The organism is Clostridium sp. LY3-2 (assembly GCF_024705715.1).
In the GTDB taxonomy this organism is placed as follows: domain Bacteria; phylum Bacillota; class Clostridia; order Clostridiales; family Clostridiaceae; genus Clostridium.
Genome location: NZ_JAMDLQ010000061.1, coordinates 1 through 16,934, shown reverse-complemented (window position 1 = coordinate 16,934; position 16,934 = coordinate 1). Strand labels below are relative to the sequence as shown.

Here is a 16,934-nt window from a genome sequence, read left to right as displayed (position 1 = left end):
ATTTTTGAAATTTTGATGTTTCACGTGAAACATCTTAGGAAGGACGGAAACTAAAGTGGAAAACGCATTAAACATTTTAAATCAATACTTACCATTTATAGTAATTGGAATGGGAGTAGTAATAGTAATATTATTAATACTAGTTATAGCATTATGGAAATCTATGAACAAAATAGAGAGAAGATATAGAAAATTAATGAGAGGTGCAGATAATAAGAATTTAGAAGCACTTATAAATGAAAAATTAGAAAATATTGAGGTTTCAACTCAAATAGCTGATGAAGCTATGGCACTTGCTAAAAATATTAAAGAAAACCTTAATGAATGTGTTCAAAAAATAGCTATAATGAGATATCAAGCTTTTGATGATGTTGGAAGTGATTTAAGTTTTTCAATAGCAATATTAGATGGACATAACGATGGAGTTGTAATAACAGGTCTTTACGGAAGACACGATAGCACAACTTATGCAAAACCTATAGATAAAGGTATATCAAGATATGATTTATCAGAAGAAGAACAATTAGTTTTAACTGAAGCAATTAAAAAACAAATAGTAATATAAAAAAAGCCTATCACTTAAGTGATAGGTATTTTTTATATCAAATTAGAAGTTATATAAGGATAATATGATTTTTAATGGGGGATATGAAAATTAAAGAGAGTGATTATGCGTTATATAACTTCTTTACGAAATTAGCTTTTAAGAAGAAGCTTTAGCTTTGTTTATTTCTAAATCTAATAAATTAATAGTTTGAGATAAACTATTAGAAATAAATTTAGCTAAAAGCATCACGGTATAAAGTCTAGTATTTTGTAAAACCATAAATTCGTAATTACCAGAGATATTAACAACTCCTGTAATACTAAGGTCACCTACTTGAGGTAAGTTTTTATTAAGTGCTAAGCCAGGGCGTAGGGGAGAATCTTCTATAAAAACCTTTCCTATAGAATCAATACGTCCTAAAGAAGCATCTATAGCTATAACGTAAGGGTTTTTAAAATTAGATTTTATATAAAGTAAAGTTTCTCTAAGGTTTTTAGAGTGTACGGGATTTTCTAAAGAACCAAAACTATAAACATTTAAAGCGTTAAAGTTTAAGTTCGATCCAACTAAAGGACCTAAACAATCTCCAGTAGCTCTATCAGATCCTATAGAAACGATAACTAAAGGTCTACCTTTAATAAAAACAGGCTTAAGCTTTTTATATAAATATTCAGTTGTTATACAGGATGATTCCTTAAAGGTTACATCAACGAAAAAATTAGAATTCATAAAAAAAACCTCCTCATACAGTTAATTATTACCATAAGAGGAGATTCGTATACATTAAAATATTAAATTTTTTTTAGCTGATTTTAAAACTTCTAAAGCTTTATCTATATCGTCTTCTGTATTGAAATAAGATATGCTAAGTCTAACTGTTCCTGATGGAAAGCTTCCTATTGTTTTATGACAATTTGGAGCGCAATGTAAGCCAGACCTATTACTTATTCCATTGTCTTCTAAATAAAATGCTAATTCAGAAGGGTCTACTCCCTTTAAATTAAAAGAAAGAGATGTTGTTGAATTTTCAAAAGTTAAATCTCCGTATACTATATAATCACCTATATCTAATAATCCTTTAGAAAGCTTTTTATAAAGAGCTTTATTTTTTTTAGAGATTTTTTCTAAACCTTCATTATTAATAAAATCTATTCCAGCCGATAAACCTATAATTCCAGGAATATTTAAAGTTCCACTTTCAAATTTATCTGGAAGAAAGTTTGGCTGATAAATATCGTGAGATAGACTTCCTGTTCCACCCTCTATAAATGGAGTACAAACTTCGTTTAATTCATCAGAAATTATAAAGCCTCCAATTCCTTGAGGTCCAAATAAGCTTTTATGTCCAGTAAAAGCAAGAGCACTAAGGTTTAATTCTTTAAAATCGATAGGAACAGTACCAGCTGATTGAGCTGAGTCTATAATAAAGAATATATTATGTTCTTTGCAAATTTCACCTATTTCTTTAATAGGCTGAATAGTTCCTATAACGTTTGATGCGTGAGTTAGTATTATTAACTTTGTATTAGGTTTTATTCTTTTTTCAAAATCTTTAGGGTTTACAAAACCTTCTTTTGAAGCCTGAACAAATTCTAAATCGATTCCTAATTTTTCTTTTGAACTTATTAAAGGTCTGACTACTGAATTATGTTCTAATGAAGAAGTTAAAACGTGATCGTTAGGTTTTAATAAGCCTTTAATTAATATGTTTAATGAAGTTGTTATATTATTTGTAAATATAACATTTTCGATTTTTTCAAAGTTAAAAAATTTAGCTATTTTTTCTCTAGCTAAAAAAATTTCACGATTACTTTCTAAAGCGTTAAAATTATTTGATCTATTTGCATTTCCGCCAACATTAATCATGTAGTTATACATAGAATCAACTACTGATTTTGGTTTTGGGAAAGTAGTACTTGCATTATCTAAATATATATTCATAACACGACACCTTTCTACAAAATTATACAAAAATGTATAAATTTAAAAAATAGTATTTAAAATTCTATCTAAATATCATTATAAATGAAAAAATAGTTATATTCATTAAATTTAAGATAAAATGACATTATAAATATTTATGATATTATAATATAATAGAAGTCATCATTAATAATGTTAAGGAGAGATACAGATGAAATATTATATAATGGTTTTTAAAAATACTCACGATGCTATGAATGCAGAAAAAGTATTAAAAGAAAAAGGCTATAAATTTAGAATAATGCCTACACCAACTACTATAACTCAAAGTTGTGGTATTTGTGTTAGGGTTGATAGTGAAGAAACTTTAAAAGAAATAATGAATGAAGGTTTAGATCATAAGAATATATATCTAAGAGACTCAGAAGGATATAGGGAATATTAAGATGATTTTAAAGGGGGATTAAAAAATTGAATATGCTTCTTTTTAAGGCAGATATGTACGGAGAAGGAATAAAGCTAGGTTTTTTTGAAATAAGTGCAGAAACTATCGAAAAAATAGTTAGAGAAGGATTAAAAGTAATAATTATATTATTTTTGATGTTTATTTCAATAAAAATAGGAAATAAAATAATAGATAAGTTTATTCAAAAACAAGTAGAAAGTGAAAATAAAAGATTTTCTATGAGTACTCAAAAAGCTATGACTATAGGAGGCCTTTTAAAGAGCTTACTTAAATATGTAGTTTATTTTATAGGAATAGCAGGAATACTTGCAGATTTCTTTAAAGGAATATCGTTAACAGCTGCAAGTATCGGAGGTTTTGCTATAGGTTTTGGGGCACAAAGTTTAGTTAAAGATTTAATAAATGGATTTTTTATTTTATTTGAAGACCAATATGGGGTTGGAGATTATGTTACTATAGGAACTTTTTCAGGGATAATAGACAGCATAGGGATAAGAACTACAGCTATTAAAGATTTTAATGGAGACATGCATCTTATACCTAATGGGACTATTCAAGCTGTCACAAATCACTCTAAGAATGATAAACAATTTATAGTTGACGTATCAGTTTCATACAATACAGATTTAGATTATGCGCTAGATACCTTAAAATCAGCAGCAGCTAGATTTGAAGATGAAAACCCAGAAGTTACAAGACCTCTAGAAGTTTGGGGAGTAACAGCACTTGCATCATCTGGAGTAACTATAAGAACAGTAGGATATTGTACTCAGATGAATCAATGGTCTATTGAAAGAGGTTTAAGAAAAGTATTAAAAGAAGCTCTAGATAACGCTGGAATAGAGATACCATTTAATACAACAGAAATAATAGTAAAAAGTGAAGAGAAAATAAAACAGGAGGCATAATTATGGTTGAGAATTTTGAATTAGGCGATATAGTCGAAATGAAAAAAGAGCATCCTTGCGGTGAAAAAAATTTTGAAATTATTAGAGTTGGTGCAGATGTAAAAATTAAATGCACAAAATGTGGGAGAATAATTATGATTCCAAGAAGTAAATTTCAAAAGGGTGCTAAAAAATTAATTGGAAAAGTTTAATTATGTAAAAAAGCTTGAAAAAAATATACAATAGTGTTAGAATTAGAAATTGAAATCCCTGCTATGCAAAGCATAGCCGTTAGTCCGAGGGGAGGAGGTGAAAATGATGAGAAAGTACGAAACTATATTCATATTACACCCATCACTTGACGAGGAAGCTGTAAAAGCTAACGTTGAAAAGTTCACGGGTATAATAGAAAATGGCGGAGGAACTGTTGACACTGTTGATGCTTGGGGTAAGAGAAAACTTGCTTACGAGATCAAAAAAGTTAACGAAGGTCACTACACTTTAGTAGAGTTCACTGCTGACACTGAATTACCAAAAGAATTAGAAAGAAATTTCAGAATTAGTGATGCTGTTATAAGACACATCGTAATAAGCAAAGAAGCGTAAGAGGTGAGATTGTTATGAACAAAGTTATACTTATTGGTAGACTTACAAAAGATCCTGAATTGAGATTTGCAGCTGGTACTGGAAATGCTGTAACAAGATTTTCAATTGCAGTTACAAGACAATTCAAGAGAGATGAAGCTGACTTTATTAATTGCGTAGCATTTAGTAAACAAGCAGAAACAATAGCACAATATCTTACAAAAGGAAGTCAAATCGCAATTACTGGTAACATTAGAACTGGTAGTTACGATGCACAAGACGGTTCAAAAAGATACACTACTGATGTAGTTGTTGAAAACTTTGAATTCGTTGGTGGAAAAGGAAGTAATACTTCTTCTTCAAACAATGACTTCAGTGGAAATAATTCTGACTTTTCAGCTACTCCAAATGATTCATTTGGAAGTGGTTTCGATAATGACATGACTCCTGTCGATGACGGAGATATGCCGTTTTAAATTTTTTTGAGTAAGGAGGGAAACTGCAATGAGAGAAAACAACAGAAGATCTGGCGGAAGAATGAGAAGATCTAAAAGAAAAGTTTGTGCTTTTTGTGTTGAAAAAGCTACTGAGATAGATTACAAAGACGTAGCTAAGTTAAGAAAGTTCGTTACAGAAAGAGGTAAAATATTACCAAGAAGAATTTCTGGAACTTGTGCTAAGCACCAAAGACAATTAACTACTTCAGTTAAGAGAGCAAGAAACATAGCTTTATTACCATTCACAACTGAATAGTAATAAGATAGAAAGAGTATGACGTAAGTTATACTCTTTTATTTTTCTATTAATTTGGGTAAAATATAATAAATGTAGTATTATAAAAAATAAAGCGTAAAAATATAGTTATTCAAATAATTGGAAAAAAATACCTCTAAAATGTTGCAATCGTATTTGAAAAAATTTAGAATATAGATACAAGGGAATTTAGGGGTGAGAAATTATGAAAAGAAAAGATTTTAATATAATGGGTAATGTTAAGATTATAGAGAGCCTTAAGGCTCAATTATTAAGAGTTATTGGAGATTTTTATACACTACTAACTAGAGGGAGTAATGTATGCGAGGATGCTATAGTTGAATGTATAGCAGGTGCAATTATAATTTTATATACTTTAGGAGACAAATTAGGATATTCTTTACCTGAAATCGATCATGAAATAAAGACAAAGTTAGATAGAGGAATAAGAGCTGAAGATGAAGTTGAAAAAGAAGGTAAAAGTTTAAGTAAGCTTAAAGAGTATATTTCAAATAGGAGAGACCAATAACTAAATTAGGAGGCGTTCTATTATTAATAAATCATACTTAAGAAATAATATAAATCAATTTATATTAATAGTTGTAGCAATAATTGCTATTATATTAGGGCACCAAGGAATTGGGTTATTATTTTTCGTTGTATATTTGATAAATAATTTATATAGCTTAATTAACTATTGGAGAAAAGAAAAAAATATTAACTACTTCATAAAAGCAGTTGATAAATCAATAGATAGTAACTTAGCTAATTTAATAATTCCAACAGCACTAACTGATACAAAAGGTAATATTTTATGGAATAATAAGATATTTACTACTATTTGTGATTCAGACTACGTTATAGGTAAAAATATCTTAAGTGTAGCAAGTGGCCTTAATATAGAAGGTGCAGCGTATAAGAAAAATGGATTTCATCAAAGGCTTAAAATAGAAGATAATCTTTACGATGTTTATATAGAACAAATATCAAATGGAGATATGGAATGCTTAGTTATTTATTTTAATGATATAAGCGAATTTATAGGTGTTGAAAAGACTAAAGAAAGTATAATGCTTATAGAAGTTGATAATTTAACAGAAGTATTAGAAACTACAGAAGATAGTAATAAACCTTTAGTTATTGCTGAATTTGAAAGACTAATAAACGCTTATGCTGATGAATATAATGCTATGATTAAAAAATATGATAAGGGAGAATATATCTTATCAGTTCAAGACAGAAACATAGAAAAAGAAATATCTAATAAATTTTCAATTTTAGAAGATATATCAAAGATAGATAAAGGAAATAAGATGGAACTTACACTTAGTATAGGTGTAGGAAGAGGAGGTGCAACTCCTCAAGAAAATCAAAGCTTTGCTATAGTAGCTAAAGAATTAGCTCTAGGTAGAGGTGGAGATCAAGCTATAATTAAAAACAAAGATGATATTCAAGTATTTGGTGGAAACAGCAAAGAGATAGAAAAAAGAAATAGGGTTAGAGCTAGAGTCGTAGCCCATGCTTTAAAGGAACTTATCTTTGAAAGTTCAAATATATTTATAGTAGGCCATATAAACATGGATATGGATTGTTTTGGTTCTGCTATAGGATTATCTAACATAATTAAAAAGTTAGGTAAAGAGTGTAATGTAGTTTTAGATAATAATACAGGTGCTATAGAACCTTATCTAAGCAAAATTAAAGCTACAGGAAAATATGATAATTTATTTATAACAGGTGATACAGCCGAAAAGAATCTTAAAGAAGATACTTTAATTATAATAGTTGATGTGCATAATAAAAATTATGTAAGTAATCTAAGCCTTATAGAAAAGGCAAATAAAAAAGTAATAATAGATCATCACAGAAGAAGTCCTAATATTTTAGAAGGAACTCTTTTAAATTATATAGAGGTCTACGCATCATCAACATCAGAAATGATAACAGAAATAATTCAATATATGATAAATAAACCTAAGTTATCTAAAATAGAAGCAGAAGGGCTTTTAGCTGGAATTTATATGGATACAAAAGGTTTTTCATTTAAAACAGGCGTTAGAACCTTTGATGCAGCCTCTTTCTTAAAGAAGATGGGTGCAGAAACTATGGAAGTAAAAAAATTATTTACAGATAACTTAGAAGATTATATAAAGATTTCAGAAACTATAAAATCGGCAAAAATTAATAATTCTACAGCTATTGCAGTTGCGCCTAAAGATGTTAATAGCGTTATAGTTGCGAAATCAGCAGATGAACTTTTAAATATATCAGGAATTTTAGCAGCATTTGTATTAGCTAATATTAATGAGGAAATATATATAAGTGCAAGGTCTATTGGAGATATAAATGTTCAAGTTGTTTTAGAAGCCTTAGGCGGAGGTGGACATTTAAATATAGCAGGTGCTAAAATAGTAAATAAATCAATAGATGAAGTTTTAGAATTATTAAATGATAATATACAAAAATACTTAAGGGTGGGTGAATAACATGAAAGTTATTTTATTAAAAGACGTAAAAGGAAAAGGTAAAAAGGGAGATGTAGTTAACGTATCAGACGGATATGCAAGAAACTTTTTATTTGTAAAAAAATTAGCAGAAGAAGCAACAGATAATAATCTTCACATATTAAACAACATAAAAGAAAATGAAAGAAAGCAAAAATTAGCTGAACTTGAAGCAGCACAAAAATTAGCTGAAGATTTAAAAGGTAAAGAAATAAAAATGACAGCTAAAGCTGGAGAAAATGGAAAGTTATTTGGAGCTATAACTAGTAAAGATATAGCAGGAGAAATAAAAAAATCATATAACGTAGATATAGATAAGAAAAAAATAGTAATGGATACAATAAAAATAGCAGGTGGATACGAAATAGAAGTAAAATTATACCCTAATGTATCAACTAAAATGAAGGTATTAATTGTTCCAACAGCATAAGGAGGATTCAATTTGAAATTACGTAAGGAAATAGAATTCCTAGAAGGAATAATAGAAGGAGATCTATCACAAGACGCTCAAGTAAATGTTTTATTTGATATACTAAAGAACGTATTAGATGAAGGTGCTATAAGAGCTAGAACAGTTAGATTTAAACTAAAAGACTACATTGGATCGACAAAAGTAAATGAAAGAGTATATGCATTAAATAAAATTGCATCTAACGGAGCTGGAATAGATATAGTTCCAGCAGAAGACGAAGTAGATAAAGTTTTAGATGATACTATAATCTGGATTGCAGAAGAAATAGCAAAAAAATATGTGCAAAATAACATTGAAGCTAAAGTAGAAAAAGCTATAATGGAAAAGCAAGAAAAGTACATCGACGAGATGAGACTTTCAATCCTTAAAAAAGAAAAAGGTAGTGAAAACAAAAAAACTACTAAAAAATATGAGGAGCTTAAGGAACTAGACGAGAGAGTAACTAGCAAAAACATTATGAGTTTCTTAAGACCAGAAAAATTAGATGAGATAGTAGGTCAAGAGAGAGCTATTAAATCATTAATTTCAAAATTATCATCACCATATCCTCAACACATAATTCTTTATGGACCTCCAGGTGTAGGTAAAACAACAGCAGCAAGAATAGCACTTCAAGCTGCAAGAGAATTAGATTTTACTCCATTTGATGATAAATCAAAATTCGTAGAAGTTGATGGAACTACTTTAAGATGGGACCCAAGAGAAATAACTAACCCGCTTTTAGGTTCAGTTCATGATCCTATATATCAAGGAAGTAAGAGAGACTTAGCTGATATTGGAGTACCAGAACCAAAGCCAGGTTTAGTTACAGATGCCCACGGGGGAATATTATTTATAGATGAGATTGGTGAACTAGATAATATACTTCAAAACAAACTTTTAAAAGTTTTAGAAGATAAGAGAGTTGAATTTTCATCTTCATATTATGATCCAGATGATGATAAAACTCCAAAATATATTAAATATTTATTTGAAAACGGAGCTCCAGCAGACTTTGTTTTAATCGGAGCTACAACTAGAGAACCAGGAGATATAAATCCTGCTTTAAGATCTAGATGTACAGAAGTTTATTTTGAACCATTATCAAGTAAAGATATAGAAGATATAGTTAAAAATGCTTCTAAAAAACTTGGAGTATCTTTAGAAAAAGAAGTTCCTGAATATATAAGCAGATTTACTATTGAAGGAAGAAAAGCGGTTAATATATTAACTGATGCATACGGATATGCACTTTATAAAAGAAAGAGTGTACCTAAGAAATTAAAAATAACATTAAAAGATGTTGAAGAAATAATTTCAATAGGAAGATATACTCCATTTGAAAGAAATAACATAATTTCAGATAAAGAGATAGGTCATATTCACGGTCTAGGAGTTAGTGGTTTTATAGGTTCAACTATAGAAATAGAAGCTGCAGCCTTCCCTTCTAAGAAAAAGGGAACAGGAACAGTTAGATTTAACGAAACAGCTGGTAGTATGGCTAAAGACTCAGTTTATAATGCAGCATCTGTTATTAGAAAAATAACAGATAAAGATATAAAAGATTATGATATACACGTTAACGTAATCGGTGGAGGAAACATCGATGGACCTTCTGCAGGTGCAGCAATAACTGTATGTATAATAAGTGCATTATTAGAAAAACCTTTAAGACAGGATGTAGCTATTACCGGGGAAATATCTTTAAGAGGTAAAGTAAAACCTGTAGGTGGGATATTTGAAAAAATATATGGTGCTAGAAGAAGAGGAATAAAACTTGCTATAGTACCAAAAGATAATGAAAATGATATACCTCAAGGGTTAACAGATATAGAAGTTAAAACAGTTCAAACTATAGAAGAGGTAATGGATTTAGTTTTTTAAATAAAGGAGATGTTTAACATCTTCTTTGTTTTTGACTAGAATAAGCAAAGGAAGGAGGAATATTCTTTTGGAAACTCAAAACACTATGAAAACTTTACCCCAAAGTATAGAAGCAGAACAATCAGTACTTGGGTCTATGATATTAGAAAGAAGTGCAATAGCGCAAGCTGCAGAAGGACTAAACGAAGATGATTTTTATAGAGATAGTCATAAAGTAATATTTAGAACTATCATAGAAATGTTTAGAAAAGATATGGCAGTAGATTTAATAACTGTTTTAGAAGATTTAAAATCTACAGATTTACTTGATAGAGCAGGTGGAGTAAGTTATGTAACTGAAATATCAGCATCAGTACCAACTACTGCAAACGTAGGATCGTACATAAAAATAGTTGAAGAAAAATCTACATTAAGAAAACTTATTAAAGCTTCTAGTGAAATAATAGAAGAAGGTTATAACAATCAATCTAACGTAGATGGAGTATTAGATAAGGCTCAAAAAAGTATATTTGATATAGCTGAAAAAAAGAGTTCTAACGATTTTGAACCTTTAAGCCAAGTTCTTGAAAGAGGATTTATTGAAATAGAAAGACTGTTTAACAATAAAGGAGAAATAACAGGTGTTAGTTCAGGATTCATAGACTTAGATGCTAAAACATCAGGCTTTCAAAAAGGTGATATGGTTCTAGTTGCAGCGAGACCTTCTATGGGTAAAACTACATTTTCACTTAATATAGCTGAAAATGCAGCCCTTAGAGCTGGGAAAAGCGTAGTTATATTTTCTCTAGAGATGTCAAAGGAACAATTAGCTTACAAGCTATTATGTTCAGAAGCTAATGTAGATATGCTTAAGCTTAGAACAGGTAACTTAGATGATAAAGACTGGGAAAACATAGCTAGAGCTACAGGACCTCTTTCTAAGGCTAAGATTTATATAGATGACACAGCAGGTGTAAGTGTTATGGAAATGCGTTCGAAATGCAGAAGGCTTAAAATGGAATATGGTATTGATATGATATTAATTGACTACCTTCAACTTATGTCAGGTTCATCAGGTTCAGAAAGTAGACAACAAGAGGTATCAGAAATATCAAGATCTATAAAAGCACTAGCAAAAGAAATGGAATGCCCAGTTATAGCTTTATCTCAGTTATCTAGAGCGCCAGAGCAAAGAGCAGACCACAGACCTATGCTTTCTGACTTAAGAGAGTCTGGATCTATTGAGCAGGATGCTGACGTTGTTATGTTCCTATATAGAGATGAATACTATAACAAGGAAACTGAAGAAAAAAATATGGCAGAATGTATTATTGCAAAGCAAAGAAACGGCCCGGTTGGAACGGTTAAACTTGCATGGCTTGGACAGTTCTCTAAATTTGGTAATTTAGATAATATACATGCTGAATAAAAATATTTAGAAACTCGCTTAAAAGGCGGGTTTCAAATTTTATATTTTATAATTTTAGGAGGTATTAAAATGTGTAAAAAGATAGGTTTTATAGGTTGTGGAAATATGGGAAGCTCTATGCTTGGAGGGCTTATAGATAAAGAATTTTTAAGTAAAGAAAATTTCTTTGTATCTGCAAAGAGCGAAGAATCTAAAAAAAGGCTAGAAGAAAAGTTTGGAGTTAATGTTAGATCTAAAAACATAGATGTAGTTAAAGAATCGGATGTTATAGTTCTTGCTGTTAAACCTTATATGTACGAAAAGGTTATAAAAGAGGTAAAAGATTTTATTAGAAAAGATCAAATAATAGTAAGTATTGCAGCTGGGATTGATATAAAAGATTTAGAAAATTGGATTGGTGAAGATTTTAAAATAGTTAAAACTATGCCAAACACTCCAGCTCTTGTAGGGGAAGCTATGTCGGCTGTATGTCCTAACAAAAATATAAAAGAAGAAGAATTAAAATACATAATGAGTATGTTTGAAGCTTTTGGAGAGTGTGTGGTTTTAGAAGAAAAAGATTTCCACGCATTTATAGCACTTTGTGGTTCATCACCAGCTTATGTTTTTATGTTTATAGAGGCTATGGCAGATGGTGCAGTTAAGCTTGGAATTCCTAGAGATAAAGCATATAAGATGGCAGCTCAGAGCGTTTTAGGTTCTGCAAAAATGGTTTTAGAAACTAAAGAGCATCCTGGAGTATTAAAAGATATGGTTTGTTCTCCAGGTGGAACTACTATAGAAGCTGTAGCAGAACTTGAAAACAATAATTTTAGAAGCACAGTTATAAAGGCTATGGATAGTTGTGCTAATAAATCTAAAAATATGTAAAATATTTTAAATTAGATGTTGACATATTGAGGAATATAAAATATAATTTAGTTAATGATAATCAATATCAACTAAACGGAAACGAAATTGAATTGGTTATTTACTGGATAAAACACACATTAACACATTAACAAAACACACAAACATTAATAAAAACTCCTCTTAATTTTAAAAATTAAGAAAAAAGAACTTAGTGGTCCACAACGCTAAGTTCTAATTTTTTGTTTTTATTTAATTGAAAGATATTTTCAATTAGGTATTGACAAGAGAGGATAAAATAAATATAATATAATTAATGATAATCAGTATCAATTAAACGGAAGCGAAATTATATTGGTTATTTACTGGATAAAACACACATTAACACATTAACACATTAACACATTAACAAAACACACATAACATTAATAAAAACTCCTCTTAATTTTAGAAATTAAGGAAAAAACAACTTAGCTTTACTAAAGCTAAGTTGTTTTTTTATTATAATCTACTAACTCCAGAAGAAATAGCAGCAGACTTTACAGATTCAGCTACATTTTTTTGAACCTCTAAATCAAAAGGTTTTGGAATTATGTTGTTTTCATTTAAATCTTCATCTTTTATCGAGTTTGCAATTGCATAAGCAGAAGCTAGTTTCATTTCTTCGTTTATATCAGAAGCTCTAGAATCTAAGGCACCTCTAAATATACCAGGGAATGCAAGTACGTTATTTATTTGGTTTGGGAAATCAGACCTTCCAGTTCCAACGATTCTAGCACCAGCACTCTTTGCATCTTCTGGGAAGATTTCAGGAGTAGGGTTTGCCATAGCAAAAACTATAGAATCTTTATTCATAGAACTCACCATTTCCTTTGAAACTATATTTGGTGCAGAAACTCCTATAAACACATCTGAGTTTTTCATAGCAATTTTTAAATCACCTTTTAAGTTATTTTTGTTAGTTAAATTTGAAAGCTCTTTGTGAAGAGGGTTATTATAGTTTATATCTTTTGATAAAATACCATCTTTATCACAAACTAAAATATCTTTAACTCCAGAAGATATAAGAAGCTTACATATTGCAGAACCTGCAGAACCTGCTCCGTTTATAACAAGTTTTATATCTTTTAAATCCTTTTTAACTATTTTAAGTGCATTTATTAATGCTGATAATACAACTATCGCAGTTCCGTGTTGATCATCATGAAAAACTGGGATATCTAGTTTTTCTTTTAATTTGTTTTCTATTTCAATACAACGAGGAGCTGATATATCTTCTAAATTAATTCCCCCAAAAGAAGGTGAAATATTATATATAGTATTAACTATTTCATCAACATCTTTAGTGTTTAAAACTATTGGGAAAGCATCAACGTCAGCAAATTCTTTAAAAAGTATAGATTTACCTTCCATAACAGGCATTGAAGCTAGGGGACCTATATCTCCAAGTCCAAGTACTGCTGTACCATCAGAAATAACAGCAACTGTGTTCCATCTTCTAGTGTAGATATATGAATTTCTTTCATCTTTATGGATTTCTCTACAAGGCTCTGCAACACCTGGTGTGTAAGCTAAGCTTAAATCTTTTTCATTTGTAATCTTAGTTCTTGATTTAACTTCTATTTTTCCTCTTAAGTTTTTGTGGAAAGCTAATGATTCTTTATAAATAGACATACGACTAACTCCTTTTATAAATATTTGTATTTTTAACATATATTTAATTATACGAATAATTATAATAAAAATCAAAAAAACATTCGAAATATCTATTGACCAAGTAGTAAGATTTTGCTAAGATTTTTATGGGGTAATTAACTAGTATAATTTTTTTATTATTATATAAAAATAAATATAGTTAGAATAAACTCCGTAATTAAAGACTAAGATTAGCCAGAAGGAGGCAATATATTATGTCAGCATTTATAGTAATTGGAGCTCAATGGGGAGACGAAGGTAAAGGAAAGATGACAGACTATCTAGCAGAGGATGCAGATGTTGTTGTTAGATTCCAAGGTGGAAATAACGCAGGTCATACTGTTGTGGTTGGAGATAAAGAATATAAACTTCACTTAATACCATCAGGAATACTATATGATGATAAAGTAAATGTAATAGGTAATGGGGTTGTTGTTGATCCTAAAGCATTATTTGAAGAAATAGAGTACTTAGAAGGAGCAGGCATAAAGGTAACTCCAGAAAAATTAGTAGTAAGTGATAGAGCACACCTTATAATGCCTTACCACAAAGTTTTAGATAAATTAAAAGAAAAAGCAAGAGGTAAAAATGACATAGGAACTACTGGTAAAGGAATAGGACCTTGTTATACAGATAAATTTGAAAGATGTGGTATAAGAGTTTGTGACCTTATGCACGAAGATGTTTTCAAAGAAAAATTAGAAGAAAACATCGAAATGAAAAATAAATATATAGTTAATGTTTTAGAAGGAGAAGCTTTAGATAAAGAAGCTATCTTAAAAGAATATCTTGATTTTGCAAAAAAACTTAGACCTTTTGTAAAAGATAATTCAGTTAAAGTTTATGATTCTATAAAAGAAGATAAAAACGTATTATTTGAAGGAGCACAAGGAATGCTTCTTGATATAGATTACGGAACTTATCCTTATGTTACATCATCAAACACTACAGCAGGCGGAGTAGCTAGTGGATCAGGTGTTGGACCAACTATGATAACTAATGCTGTTGGTATAGCTAAAGCATACACAACAAGAGTTGGTAAAGGACCATTCCCAACAGAGCTAAACGACGAAACTGGTGATTGGATAAGAGAAAAAGGTCACGAATACGGAGTAACTACTGGAAGATCAAGAAGATGTGGATGGCTTGACTTAGTTATCTTAAAAACTACAGTTAGAGTTTCAGGATTAACTTCAATAGCAGTTACAAAAATCGATACTTTAGCAGGACTTGAAAAAATAAAAGTATGTACTGGATACAAGTTTAACGGAGAAGTTATAGATTACTTCCCAGCTAGCTTAGAAGATTTAGCTAAGTGTGAGCCAGTATACGAAGAGTTTGAAGGATGGGATGAAAGCGTAGCAGATGCTAGAAGCTACGAAGAATTACCAGTAAACGCTAGAAAGTATATCGAAAGAATTGAAGAGTTTACAGATACTAGAGTATCAATAGTTTCAGTAGGTCCAAAGAGAGACCAAACTATGAGAGTGAAAGAACTTTAAACAATATATTTAGTTAATTGACTTTACCTTGGTGTTAAAATATAATTTATGTATATTTTATATTTAGAAATCTTATATATGAGGTGAAAAAGATGGTAACTAAAGATATGACAATCGGTGAAATAATTAAACAAGATCCAAGCAGAGCAGAAGTTTTAATGGCTTTTGGTATGGGTTGCGTAGGATGTCCTTCAGCACAAGGTGAAACTTTAGAAGAGGCAGCATTAGTTCACGGAATAAACTTAGAAGCGTTAGTGCAAGCACTAAACGACAAGTAATCAAGACATAAAACTCAATCAACTTAAGGTTGATTGAGTTTTTTTGATACTCATATATAAATTATTAACATAAAGTAAATAAAAAGTTATAAAAATTAAAGTATCATTATAAAGAGGTGAAATAAATGAAGAACAACGATTTTTCTAAAGAATACGAAGTTATGTATAGAGATTCTGATTACAGACTTAAATGTAAGCTTACAGCTATAGCAGATTATTTTTGTGAAGTTGGAAATATTCAAGCAGAAACTATAGGGGATACTATCGATTTTGCTTATTCTCACGGTTGTGCTTGGGTGTTTTATAAATACGATATAAAAATTCACAGATACCCTAAATATAGAGAGAAGATAATAGTAAAAACAATGCCTATAGGATTTAAAAGATTTTATGCATATAGAGGGTATGAGATAAGAAGCGAAGAAGGAGAACTTTTAGCTGAAGGGTTAGCTTTATTTTTCTTAATAAATATTGAAAAAAGAAGACCTATGAGAATATTAAAAGAGCAATATGCTATGTATGGTGAAGAAGGCGATATGAAAGAGTCTTTAGATATGGAAAAGCTAGAAAAGTTAACTAGAGAAGATAACTTTAAAGAGTTCCAAATAAGATATAGCGATATAGACTCAAATACTCACGTAAACAACGTTAGATATATGGAGTGGGCAATTGAATCAGTTCCTTTAGAGATAGCTAAGAACTATGAATTAAAGAGAATAAAGGTTGCTTTTGAAAAAGAATCTAAATACGGAGATAGAATTCACGTATCAGCTCAAATAGAAGAAAGAGAAGATGATTTAGTTACATTACATAAAATATGTAATTCAAATGGTGAAGAACTTACTTTACTAGAAGCACATTGGGATAAAAGAGATAATTAATTTATCTAAATAAGGCGATATATATTAAGATGCTTAAATATATCGCCTTATTTTTTATTTAAAACTATTTGCTATTGAATTTGCAGCATTATAAGCTGAAGACCAAGCCCATTGTAAGTTAAAACCACCACAATCGCCATCTACATCTAATATTTCACCAGCAAAATATAAGTCCTTTATTAATTTTGATTCTAATGTATCAGAATTAACTTCTGTTGTGTCAACGCCACCTACTGTAACTTGAGCAGCTGAGAAGTCTTTTGTTCCTGTACAGTTAAAAGTCCAATCTTTAAGACGCTTTATAAGAGCATCTTGATACTT

The 16,934-nt window shown here is 29.9% G+C and carries 20 protein-coding genes; 16 read left to right on the top strand and 4 right to left on the bottom strand.

Going from position 1 to position 16,934, the window contains the following annotated elements; translation table 11 throughout:
* The first annotated feature begins 55 nt into the window (after positions 1–55).
* Positions 56–565 carry a DUF4446 family protein gene (locus tag M4I33_RS16015; protein WP_194192618.1) on the top strand — a complete coding sequence of 170 codons (510 nt, stop codon included), beginning with the start codon at positions 56–58 and terminating at the stop codon, positions 563–565.
* Between the two features lie 138 nt (positions 566–703).
* On the opposite strand, the gene yyaC is transcribed toward M4I33_RS16015, so the two are convergent.
* Entirely contained in the window at positions 704–1,276 is a 573-nt protein-coding gene (gene yyaC, locus M4I33_RS16010; RefSeq protein WP_257917749.1) for a spore protease YyaC, read from the bottom strand.
* Positions 1,277–1,330: 54 nt separating this feature from the next.
* Positions 1,331–2,488, bottom strand: a complete 1,158-nt coding sequence (locus M4I33_RS16005; RefSeq protein ID WP_257917748.1) for an aminotransferase class V-fold PLP-dependent enzyme — start codon at positions 2,486–2,488, stop codon at positions 1,331–1,333.
* Positions 2,489–2,681: 193 nt separating this feature from the next.
* Here M4I33_RS16005 and M4I33_RS16000 point away from each other — a divergent pair, with 193 nt between their 5' ends.
* The 12 genes from M4I33_RS16000 to proC all read left to right on the top strand — a co-directional run bounded on the left by M4I33_RS16000 (position 2,682) and on the right by proC (position 12,278).
* A complete protein-coding gene (locus tag M4I33_RS16000; protein ID WP_257917747.1) occupies positions 2,682–2,915 on the top strand; it encodes a DUF3343 domain-containing protein in 234 nt (77 codons plus the stop codon).
* A gap of 32 nt (positions 2,916–2,947) precedes the next feature.
* A complete protein-coding gene (locus tag M4I33_RS15995; RefSeq protein ID WP_257917763.1) occupies positions 2,948–3,844 on the top strand; it encodes a mechanosensitive ion channel family protein in 897 nt (298 codons plus the stop codon).
* 2 nt (positions 3,845–3,846) lie between these two features.
* Positions 3,847–4,035 carry a DUF951 domain-containing protein gene (locus M4I33_RS15990; RefSeq protein ID WP_194192622.1) on the top strand — a complete coding sequence of 63 codons (189 nt, stop codon included), beginning with the start codon at positions 3,847–3,849 and terminating at the stop codon, positions 4,033–4,035.
* Positions 4,036–4,141: 106 nt separating this feature from the next.
* Complete coding sequence (gene rpsF / locus M4I33_RS15985; protein ID WP_194192623.1) at positions 4,142–4,429, top strand: 30S ribosomal protein S6; 288 nt, start codon at positions 4,142–4,144, stop codon at positions 4,427–4,429.
* 14 nt (positions 4,430–4,443) lie between these two features.
* Complete coding sequence (locus M4I33_RS15980; RefSeq protein WP_257917746.1) at positions 4,444–4,884, top strand: single-stranded DNA-binding protein; 441 nt, start codon at positions 4,444–4,446, stop codon at positions 4,882–4,884.
* 28 nt (positions 4,885–4,912) lie between these two features.
* Positions 4,913–5,161: a 30S ribosomal protein S18 gene (gene rpsR, locus M4I33_RS15975; protein ID WP_257917745.1), complete on the top strand. Its 249-nt coding sequence runs from the start codon at positions 4,913–4,915 to the stop codon at positions 5,159–5,161.
* Between the two features lie 205 nt (positions 5,162–5,366).
* Positions 5,367–5,690, top strand: a complete 324-nt coding sequence (locus M4I33_RS15970; RefSeq protein WP_194192626.1) for a MazG-like family protein — start codon at positions 5,367–5,369, stop codon at positions 5,688–5,690.
* 22 nt (positions 5,691–5,712) lie between these two features.
* Positions 5,713–7,647: a DHH family phosphoesterase gene (locus tag M4I33_RS15965; protein WP_257917762.1), complete on the top strand. Its 1,935-nt coding sequence runs from the start codon at positions 5,713–5,715 to the stop codon at positions 7,645–7,647.
* 1 nt (position 7,648) lies between these two features.
* A complete protein-coding gene (gene rplI, locus M4I33_RS15960; RefSeq protein WP_194192627.1) occupies positions 7,649–8,095 on the top strand; it encodes a 50S ribosomal protein L9 in 447 nt (148 codons plus the stop codon).
* A gap of 12 nt (positions 8,096–8,107) precedes the next feature.
* Positions 8,108–10,000 (top strand): Lon family ATP-dependent protease, encoded by a 1,893-nt coding sequence (gene lonC, locus M4I33_RS15955; protein WP_257917744.1) that lies wholly within the window; start codon positions 8,108–8,110, stop codon positions 9,998–10,000.
* Between the two features lie 85 nt (positions 10,001–10,085).
* Entirely contained in the window at positions 10,086–11,408 is a 1,323-nt protein-coding gene (locus M4I33_RS15950) for a replicative DNA helicase (protein WP_257917761.1), read from the top strand.
* A gap of 69 nt (positions 11,409–11,477) precedes the next feature.
* Positions 11,478–12,278 carry a pyrroline-5-carboxylate reductase gene (proC, locus tag M4I33_RS15945; RefSeq protein ID WP_257917743.1) on the top strand — a complete coding sequence of 267 codons (801 nt, stop codon included), beginning with the start codon at positions 11,478–11,480 and terminating at the stop codon, positions 12,276–12,278.
* A gap of 480 nt (positions 12,279–12,758) precedes the next feature.
* Here the strand turns inward: proC and M4I33_RS15940 are convergent, their stop codons facing one another.
* Entirely contained in the window at positions 12,759–13,931 is a 1,173-nt protein-coding gene (locus M4I33_RS15940) for an NADP-dependent malic enzyme (protein WP_257917742.1), read from the bottom strand.
* A 236-nt stretch (positions 13,932–14,167) separates the two neighbouring features.
* Here M4I33_RS15940 and M4I33_RS15935 point away from each other — a divergent pair, with 236 nt between their 5' ends.
* From M4I33_RS15935 to M4I33_RS15925, 3 genes are all read left to right on the top strand, one after another.
* Positions 14,168–15,454: an adenylosuccinate synthase gene (locus M4I33_RS15935; protein WP_257917741.1), complete on the top strand. Its 1,287-nt coding sequence runs from the start codon at positions 14,168–14,170 to the stop codon at positions 15,452–15,454.
* 92 nt (positions 15,455–15,546) lie between these two features.
* A complete protein-coding gene (locus M4I33_RS15930; protein WP_194192632.1) occupies positions 15,547–15,732 on the top strand; it encodes a DUF1858 domain-containing protein in 186 nt (61 codons plus the stop codon).
* 125 nt (positions 15,733–15,857) lie between these two features.
* Entirely contained in the window at positions 15,858–16,613 is a 756-nt protein-coding gene (locus M4I33_RS15925; RefSeq protein ID WP_257917740.1) for an acyl-[acyl-carrier-protein] thioesterase, read from the top strand.
* Positions 16,614–16,667: 54 nt separating this feature from the next.
* Here the strand turns inward: M4I33_RS15925 and M4I33_RS15920 are convergent.
* Positions 16,668–16,934 (bottom strand): NAD(P)/FAD-dependent oxidoreductase (locus M4I33_RS15920; protein ID WP_257917739.1); only part of this gene is annotated, 267 nt, incomplete at its 5' end.